Below are 8,930 nucleotides of genomic sequence, written 5' to 3'. Positions count from 1 at the left end.
TGGCGAAGCTGTCGTTCATCGACACCGTGTTGTTGACGATGTGCACGTTGCCCGCGTCCTGCAGCGAGATGCCGCCGCCGGCCACGCCCGCACCGTTGTTGGTGATGACGTTGCCCAGGATGTCGACGCGGTTCCAGCTGTTGCGGTTGCGGTTGGTGACGTCGAGCGAGCCGTTCACGCCGACCAGGGCGATGCCACCGCCGTCGCCCGCACCGGCCAGGTTGCCCTGGAACACGTTGTTGACGATGGCCATGCTGCCGGTGCCGAAGGTGACCCCGTTGTCCTGGTTGTTGTCGTAGATGCCGACCACCGCCAGCCCGCCGCCTTGCGCCGACTTGGCCTGCGAGAACGACTGGTTGAAGCGGAACTGGTTGTTCGACACCGTGCTCACGCAGTTCGAGCCCGAGCGGTTGTCCTGCGGGAAGCTGTTGCCGCAGTTGATCGGGCCGCTGGTGCCGAAGTGCGCCATGCCGCCGCCGTCGCCGGTGGAGTAGTTGCCGGCGATGTAGTTGTTGGCCACGCGGTAGCCGCGCGCACCGGTGTAGATCGAGATGCCGCCGCCACCGCCAGCGGTGTCGCCCGCGGTGTTGCCGTTCATCACGATCTCGTTGTGGTGGATGTTGACCAGCGGGTTGTTGGTGTTCACCGGCTGCTCGAGATCGTTGACCACCGCCGACATGTCGGCGTGACCGATGCGGATGCCGCCGTTGTAGATGCCCTGGTTGCCCTTGATGATGTTGTTGGAGATCTGCAGCTGGATGGCGTTGCCGTTGGCGACGATGCCGCCGCCGGTGTCGGCGCCGGTCACGGTGAAGCCGTCGATCTGCAGGGCACGCGGGGTGCTGCTGTTGGTGCTGCCGAACGGCGTGGCCGCGGCGTTGTACGCGCTGTTGCCGCAGCTCTGGTTGCCGCCCACCGTGGCGCAAGGCTTGGCCAGCACGAAGAAGCCGGAAGCCTCCTCGGTGCCGAACAGCAGCGGCGCGTTGTCCACCGTGTCACCGGTCAGGCAGGCGTTCAGGTCAGCCGGCACCGTCTGCGAGCCGACCAGCGCGGCCTGCATGGTGCGCGACGGCTGGCCGTTGATCGGCTGCGGGTTCATGATCAGGTCGCAGACCCGGGCACGCCAGGCCGCCTGGCGCACGTATTCCGCGCCCATGGAGGCGTTGACGATGGTCGACGGCGCGCCGTAGCCCTGCACGCGCACGCGCTTCCACAGGATCGGTGCCTCTTCGTAGACGCCCGGGTCGACGATGATCAGGTCGCCATCACGGGTGGACGGTGCGTCGATGGCCGACTGGATCGTCTGGAAGCTGCGCGTCGCACCGACGTAGATGGGCGCGCCCGACGGCATGTTGGTCGTGCCCACGTGCAGCGTCACGCCGCGAACCGACTTGCGGCCGTCGCTCTTGACGACCTCGATCGTGCCGCCTTCCGCGCTCGTGTCGATCGACGCCGGGATGGAGACCGTCACGGCATCGTCGGCCCAGCTCTGCACGTCCAGCGCCACCGGCGTGCCGCCGCCAGCCGGAACCAGGCGAACCGTGCCCTGCGCCGTGCCGAAGCCGAAGTTGCGTTCGATGGTCTTCGGCACCTGGGCCGGGTTCGGGTTGTCGTCGTAGGCCGACTTGTCGTACGCCGGGTTCGGCACGTTGACCTTGCCCATCGACTGGATGCGCACGAGGCGGTTGCCCGTGGTGGGAACCCAGGGGCCGCCGTCGAGGCTGGTGGCCGCAGCGCTGGCCACCGTGCCCGCCATCTTGATCCCCGGCGTGCCGTCGGGCTGCTCGGCGTCCAGGCCGTACTGCGACGGGCCGGCAAAGGCCGCGATCGGCAGCACCGGCGTGTCGAGATAGGTCGTCTTGCCGGGCAGGTACTGGAAGGTGTAGCAATACTGCGTGTACTGCGGGTTGTAGTGCGGGTCGACGACCGTGGCCCCGGTCACCGGATCCTTCATGGTCGGCGAGTTCAGGCACACGTTGACCATGTTCGGCGCCACGCCCGAGGGCATGGGCACATTGAAGGCGAAGGTCGACGGCACCACGGCGTTGTAGGTGCCGTAGCGGTCGGAGTAGACCCGGTTGATCTCGTTGCCCGCATAGTCGCGGATGGAGATCGGCATGAACGGCGGCGCGTACTTCTCGCCGAAGCTCGGCGCGTACGGGTCGAATTCGTTGGCCAGGTCGTCGAGGATCATGCCCACGATGTGGCCGCTCACCGGCGCCTTGGTGAACATGAAGAAGTCGGAGAACGGGTTCATCCCCGGAGCCAGCACGACCAGCTTCTTGTTGCAGTAGGGTCGCGGCGCACCCGGCTGGTCGCGATAGCGCGCCGGGATCTCGACGTCCGGGAACATCGTCAGGAACTCGGGCACCTCGAGCGGGATGGGCACGGGGTTGCCGTTGTCGTCGTAGGTCACGCCTTCGCTGCGCGAGCCCATGCACATCGCCGGGTTGGACAGCGTGCCGGGCGAGAGCAGGTCGCCGAAGTCGACGTTCTTGTCTTCTTCCTTCTGGTGCTCGTAGCCGTACGGCGCAACGCCTTCGGTCATGTAGCGGCCGGGCGGCAGGGCCACGGGGTCGCTGCCGTCGGCACAGGTGGTGCCTTCGTAGTCGTTGCTGCTGTTGCGCACGACCTGTGCACCGCTCGGGCAGTAGTCGACGAAAGCCCAGCCGCCGTCGAACACGCCGTCACGCACCTGGTTCCAGATGCGCATGCCGTCGTAGCACTTGTCGGTGAAGGTGTTGCCCGAGCGATCCTTGTAGGGATTCGGATCGACACAGCCGGCGGGCTCGGCCTTGTTCCAGTCGTCGGAGACGACGACCTGCACGGCATCCTGCTCGTTGGCCAGCGACGGTGCGATCGTGCCGCGGGTCGGGCTCACCACCATGTTCTGGCTGTCGAGCTTGTACAGCCGGATCTCGACGCTCGGGATGCCCGGCTCGTTGTTCTCGGCGGCGGTGAACCGCGGGTCGTTCTCGGCCCGCGTGCTGGCGTAGTGGACGACGCCGGTGATGCCGCCGTGGTCGTTCTTGTCCGCCGGGTTGTAGTCGCTCATCGCCCAGTGGATGACGTTGGTCTGCCCCAGGAAGCCCTGGAACGCCTGCAGCAGGTTGGCGGAGCTGGGTGCGGCCGGCAGGCCGCTGGGGTCCAGGCCACCGAAGATGCGGTAGGGCCTGTTCGTCAACGGGTCGATCTGCGGCGCCATGGTGCCGTCGGGCCACAGACCGCTGGGCATGGCCAGGGCGGTCGGGTCGACCACGTCGCCACCGTTGTCGGGGATGATGGTCGCGCCGCGCGCCTTGAAGCGGGTGAAGTCGAGCTCGGCGACCATCCAGTTGAAGAACGGGAAGACTTCAGCGAACTCGTAGTTGCCCTCGTCGTCGGTGACGGTCGAGTTGTAGATGGAACCGTCACGGAAGCGGATGTTGATCGTCGTGTTCGGGATGCCCGGCTTGGCATTTCCGCCGGCCGTGAACGGGAAGGCATCGCCCTGCGCGTCGTAGAACACCTTGCCCTGCAGGTTGCTGAACCAGCTGAACACCGGCACGTCACGCAGGTTCAGGACGCTGCCGTCGGCAGGCGCCACGAACTCGTAGTTGGCCATCACGTTGTCCAGCGGCTCGTCCCACACCGCCAGCTGATAGCGGTTGCCCGGGATGAGGCCGGCCACGCGGAAGCTGCCGTCGGCGTTGCAGGCGTCGGCATAGAGCGCGCGGCCCAGTCCGTTGCCGGTGACCTCGTTGATGCCGATCCAGCACGCCGTCATCGGCGCACCGCTCTTGAACTGGATGCCCGGCGGGCGCGACATGTGCGTGTTGACGACCGTGCCTCGCACGACGCCGGCGCCGCTGAGCGCGGTGCGGTCCTTGAAGCGGCGCACCCAGCCGTGCCACACATGGTGCCCCGGGGGGCCGAACTCCTTGAAGAAGGTCGGCTCGCCCGACTTCACCCAGGCATCGACGCCCCAGGTGCCTTCGATGGTGGTGGTCTGGTGCCACTTGGTGAAGTCGCCGTCGTAGGGAGCGGGCTCGTTCTCGTAGCGGTTGCCGGCGGCATCGATCGTCATGTCCCAGACCATCTGCTGCGCGCGAATGGCGGGGTCGGCGCTCAGCTGCGCCGCGGTCTGGACCCAGATCGGCGTGGTGGTGGGGTTGCCGTTCGCGTCGAGCGCGCTGCAGCGCTTGGCGTCGGGCTTCTCGCGCGGCGCGACCGAGAAGATCGTGTACTTGGCCGGCGAGAGGTTCTTGATGCGTGCGACGCCGTTGCGGTCGGCGAATACCAGGCCGGAGCCGAGCTTGGTGACGTTCGGCTCGCCCGCGGGGGTCAGGCCCGCGTATTCGGTGCCCAGCGGGTTGCCGAAGGTGTCGTAGTTGACTCGACCGCCCGAGGCGCCGTAGGCACCGCCGGCCTCGAACAGCTGGAGCTCGAAGCCGCACAGGGGACGCTCGCCGTCACCCCCCGGGGAATCGGCAGCGCCGTTGATCGGGCCGTTGTCCTCGAACACGAACACCGAGATCTGTGCGGTGTTGTAGGGCAGCCTGTTGACCGGCACCGTGACGGTCGTGTCCGAGAGGATCGGCGCGCCGTTCATCGTGTAGCCGGACGGCGTGCTGGCGCCGAAGCTCTTGTTGTCCGGCATCACGGTGACGTAGTAGCGCTTGCCCGGCTCCGGGGTCCAGTTGGGCACGCTGACCGAGGCGCCGTTGGCATGACCGACCTTCACCACCTTCATGTGGCTCCGATGGAACCCGAGCGAGAGCGTCGGGTCGCCGCTGCCGGGCGTGCCTGGAATGCCGGTCTGGCCGGGCACCACGTTGTAGGTGCCGTCCTCCTCGATCGTGTAGCGGAAGCCGAAGGGCTGGCCGTCCGCACCCGCCTCGGGCGCCGCCTTGGTCTTCGGATCGATGACGTTGATGGTGACGGCATGCGCCGAGACGGCCAGCAGGCCGACCAGGCCCACCAGCCACCGGGTCACGCCGGCACCGGCACGGATCCCACGCTTCAGAACGGACGTCGCTTCCATGATTCCCCCTACTGGCCCGCGGCGGTCCCGGATGGGGCCGACGCCAACGATTCGGGGTCACTCTATGAATGCGGTGCGTGGCTGCGGCTTCACGGCCACCCGCCATCTGCGGTAGGGTCCCTACCCAGCCCCCCGCAGCCAGGGGGGAACGCGGGCCGCTTGTCCGCTGCCGCTCCTTAGGCGTGCTTAAGTCAGCCCCCCTCGACCCCGCACGGCGGGGTTCGCAGCGGCGGACAAGTCACGCAGAATTGACCACGCTCAATGCCCTAAGCCGATCCGGTCATGCGCATCCTGATGGTCGACGACGACACGCTGTTCGCGAGCGCTCTTCAGAAGGCGCTGCAGCGGGCCGGCTATGCCGTCGACTGGATCGACGACGGCAAAGCCTTCAACGCATCGATGCGCTCTGCGGAATATGACTGCGTGCTGCTCGACCTGGGGCTGCCGGGCGTGGACGGGGAGACCTGCCTGAAGGCGCTGCGCGAACGCAACCCGGGGCTGTCGGCCCTGGTCATCACGGCCCGCGGAGGCCTGATGGACCGGCTACGGCTGCTCGAGCTGGGCGCCGACGACTACCTCGTCAAGCCCGTGGACCTCGACGAGGTGGCCGCCCGCGTCCGTGCGGTCACACGGCGCGCCCAGCAGGCGCGCGCCGGCGATGGCAGCGTGCTCAGCCACGGCGAGCTGAAGCTGCAGCCAGCACGCCGCACCGCGATCTGGAAGGGCAGCCCGATCGCGCTGACCAACCGCGAGTTCTGGCTGCTGGAGGCCCTGGTTCGCAAGAAGGGCCAGATCGTCTCGCGCGAACGTCTGGAGGAAGCCTTGTACGGATGGGGCGACGACGTCGACAGCAACACGGTCGAGGTCTACATCCATCACCTGCGGCGAAAGCTTGATCGCGGGCTGATCAAGACGGTGCGTGGCCTCGGCTACCACCTGGCGGAGGAGAAGGGCAATGAGTCTGACAAGACGTGACTGGTCACTGCGCGCACGGCTGCTGCTGATCGCGGGGGTGGCGATCCTGGCCACCCTGTTCGCCGGCAGCGCCGCCATGTACTGGGCCGCCGCGAACGAGGATGAGCGGCTGCTCGACTCGCGGCTCGAAGACCTCGCTCGCACGGTGCTGTCCTTCTCCGAGCACGAGATCACCGAAATCCTCGGCGATGGCCGCACCGAGATGATGCACGCCGAGACTGCAGCCACGCTCGGCTCGCGCTACCGCTATCAGATCTGGACCCGCCACGGCACGCTGCTGCTGCACAGCTACAAGGCTTCGAAGACGGAGCCGATGATGCCGCTGACGCAGACCGGCTTCGTGACGCGGCCGATCGACGACGAGGAGTTCCGTGTCTACGCCATGGAGGGCAATGGCGGCGAAATGGTGATCCAGGTGGCCGAGTGCCTGGACGAACGTGAGTCCGCCTTCGGTCTCGTGAGCGTCTATTTCATCGGCTTTCTCGTGCTGCCGATCTCGCTGATCTTTGCGGGCACCTGGTGGATGCTGCGCCGCTCGCTCCACTCGATCGACGCCTCGGCCGCGCAACTGAGCGCGCGCAGCCCGATCGACCTCACGCCGGTGGTCGCGGAGAACCCGCCGATGGAACTGCAGCCGATGCTGAATTCCATCAATGCCCTGTTCGAACGCATCAATCGCACGCTTTCGCTTGAGCGCGGCTTCACGGCCGTGGCGGCGCATGAGCTGCGAACGCCGCTGGCCGGCCTGCGCGCTCAGGCGCAGATTGCCGCCACGGCATCCTCGCCCCAGGAGCTGGCCCAGTCGCTCGCGCTGGTGATGGCGGGCGTCGACCGTGCGTCCCACCTGCTGGATCAGCAGCTGGACCTGGCCCGCATGGAAAGCGCGGCCTCTCAGGCCGAGCTGCAGCGCAAGTCGGTGGACGTGCTGCGCCTGTATCAGACCGTTCTCGGCGACCTGGGGGACCTGGCGCAGCGACGCGGCCTGTCGCTCGAGGCCGACTTTCTCGAGCCGCGCATCGTTGCCATGGAACTGGGCGTGCTTCTGCTGCTGCGCAACCTGCTCGGCAACGCGATCCGCTACACGCCCAGCGGCGGACGGGTCGTCGTCAGCACCCGGCGCGATGGCGACACGATCACGCTGACGATCGATGATTCCGGTCCGGGCATTCCCGCCGAGAACCGCGATCGGGTGTTCGAGCGATTCGAGCGGCTCGGTGCCCGCGGCGGCGATGGGGTCGGGCTGGGCATGTCGATCGTGCAGTCGGTGGTGATGGCGCATCGGGCCATCATCCGGCTGCTCGAGTCGCCCCTGGGCGGGCTGCGAGTGCAGGTGCGCTTCCCGGTCGCCGAAACCTGAAGCGTCCCGGCCCGCGCCCGGGCCGCATCTTCATGGGCATTTAAGCGAGGTTCGCGAGACTCCGCTCCATCATGGACGGAGCCCGCCAGGTGGACTTCGAGAATCAGCGCGTCACAGTCGATGGCAAGCGGGTCGATCTGACGCCGCTGGAATGGCTCGTGGTCGAGCGTCTGGCCGACCGCAGCGGCCGCGCCGTGGCGCGGGCAGAGATCGCGCAGCTGATCGGCAAGGACAACGTGCCCGCCAGCGACAACGCCGTCGCCGTGCACCTGTACAACCTGCGCCGCAAGCTCGGGCGCGACGCGATCGAGACGATCCGCGGGCGCGGCTTCCGGCTGAAGCTCTGAGCGCAGCGGCTCAGCGCGAGGTATAGCCGCGCGCGTCCATGCAGGCCAGCGTGGCGCGATGGAAGACACCCGCATCGGCCATGGCCGACGGCTGGGTGGTGGCCCAGCGGTTGCACTCCTGGCGATCCGCCTCCAGCTGTGCCGCCGACTGGCCGCGGGCCGGGTAGAAGATCGGCTCCGGAGGCGCCTTCGCGGGCAGCGGCGCCGGCTCCGCGTAGACCGCCGGCGGCGGCGCCACGACGACGGGGGCCGGATAGCCGTACCACGGGTCGACGACGCGCGGGCCGATGTACAGCGGCACGCCGATGCCGATGCTCAAGCCGCCCCACCAGCGGCCATGGCGGCTGTGGGCTTCGGCGTCGACCGCGGCCAAGGCGGCGAGCATCAGAACGAGGCAGCTGGCGGTGCGCATGACGGTCTCCTGGGCGTGCGGCGGCGGTCGCTCGAATCCGGATTCTGAACCGGCTCGCGCCGGTCTAGACGTCGCCGAGCCGCTGACGTCGTGACGGGGCGTGTCCGAACCAGGCCACCAGGCGCTGCCACCACGCCCGCCCCTGGCGCGGACGCTCGAGCACGCCCAGCGGCACCTGCGCGGTGGACGGCGAGAAACGCGGCCGCCGCGGCGCCTCTCGCCGAACAGGGGACGGTACCGCCGGCGCCTCGGCCTCGGCTTGCGCCTTTGCGACTGGCAGGGCCATCACCGGCCGCAGCCATTCCATGATGGGCTGCCACTGGTCCAGGTCGGCCTGCACCTTCGCCGGCGGCATGTCGAAGATGGTCAGCCCCTGCTCCGCGCAGCGCACGTACGCCTGCGCCTCGCGCAGCGCGCCGAGGAAGGGCAGGCTCTGCTCCTGCGCCCATGCGCGGAGCACGGCTTCGCCGCGGGTGCGCCCATCCAGGCGCATGCCGACCACGCCGATGCGGCAGCGGCCGCTGGCCACGCGCGGCAGCTGGCGCAGCTCGGCCACGCAGTCGGCCGCCGACTCGCGGTCGAATACCGAGTGGCACACCGGGATCAGCAGCGCGTCGGCAGTCATCACCACCTTGGCCAGGTCGAGGCCGCGCAGGCCGCCCGGTGTGTCGAGCACCACATGAGTGACGCCGGCCGGCGGCCGCATCACGCGGCGCGGGTCGGCCGACCACCCGACGATGGCGCGTCCCTGCGCCACCGGGTGGGTGCTGCGCCGTTTCAGCCAGGCGGCCGCGGAACCCTGGAAGTCGACGTCGC

4 protein-coding genes and 2 pseudogenes are annotated in these 8,930 nt (G+C 68.5%); 3 read left to right on the top strand and 3 right to left on the bottom strand.

From position 1 onward, the window contains the following. Positions 1 to 4,975 (bottom strand): annotated as a pseudogene (locus AB7U92_RS15740) (hypothetical protein); the annotation flags it as partial. Between the two features lie 330 nt (positions 4,976 to 5,305). On the opposite strand from AB7U92_RS15740, the gene AB7U92_RS15735 reads away from it, so the two are divergent. The 3 genes from AB7U92_RS15735 to AB7U92_RS15725 all read left to right on the top strand — a co-directional run bounded on the left by AB7U92_RS15735 (position 5,306) and on the right by AB7U92_RS15725 (position 7,702). Further along, positions 5,306 to 5,998 carry a response regulator transcription factor gene (locus AB7U92_RS15735; protein WP_428578740.1) on the top strand — a complete coding sequence of 231 codons (693 nt, stop codon included), beginning with the start codon at positions 5,306 to 5,308 and terminating at the stop codon, positions 5,996 to 5,998. Beyond that, positions 5,979 to 7,355, top strand: coding sequence for an ATP-binding protein (locus tag AB7U92_RS15730; protein ID WP_428578737.1), 1,377 nt, complete (start codon positions 5,979 to 5,981; stop codon positions 7,353 to 7,355). The genes AB7U92_RS15735 and AB7U92_RS15730 overlap by 20 nt, the downstream gene beginning before the upstream one ends. A gap of 89 nt (positions 7,356 to 7,444) precedes the next feature. After that, positions 7,445 to 7,702 carry a winged helix-turn-helix domain-containing protein gene (locus AB7U92_RS15725; protein ID WP_428578734.1) on the top strand — a complete coding sequence of 86 codons (258 nt, stop codon included), beginning with the start codon at positions 7,445 to 7,447 and terminating at the stop codon, positions 7,700 to 7,702. A gap of 10 nt (positions 7,703 to 7,712) precedes the next feature. Here the strand turns inward: AB7U92_RS15725 and AB7U92_RS15720 are convergent, their stop codons facing one another. Then, positions 7,713 to 8,114 (bottom strand): hypothetical protein, encoded by a 402-nt coding sequence (locus AB7U92_RS15720; protein WP_428578731.1) that lies wholly within the window; start codon positions 8,112 to 8,114, stop codon positions 7,713 to 7,715. Between the two features lie 64 nt (positions 8,115 to 8,178). Further along, positions 8,179 to 8,930, bottom strand: a pseudogene (locus AB7U92_RS15715) (hypothetical protein); the annotation flags it as partial.

The sequence above is a fragment of the Piscinibacter sp. genome, assembly GCF_050175855.1.
GTDB lineage: Bacteria > Pseudomonadota > Gammaproteobacteria > Burkholderiales > Burkholderiaceae_C > Piscinibacter.
This window is presented reverse-complemented; position numbering and strand designations above follow the sequence as displayed.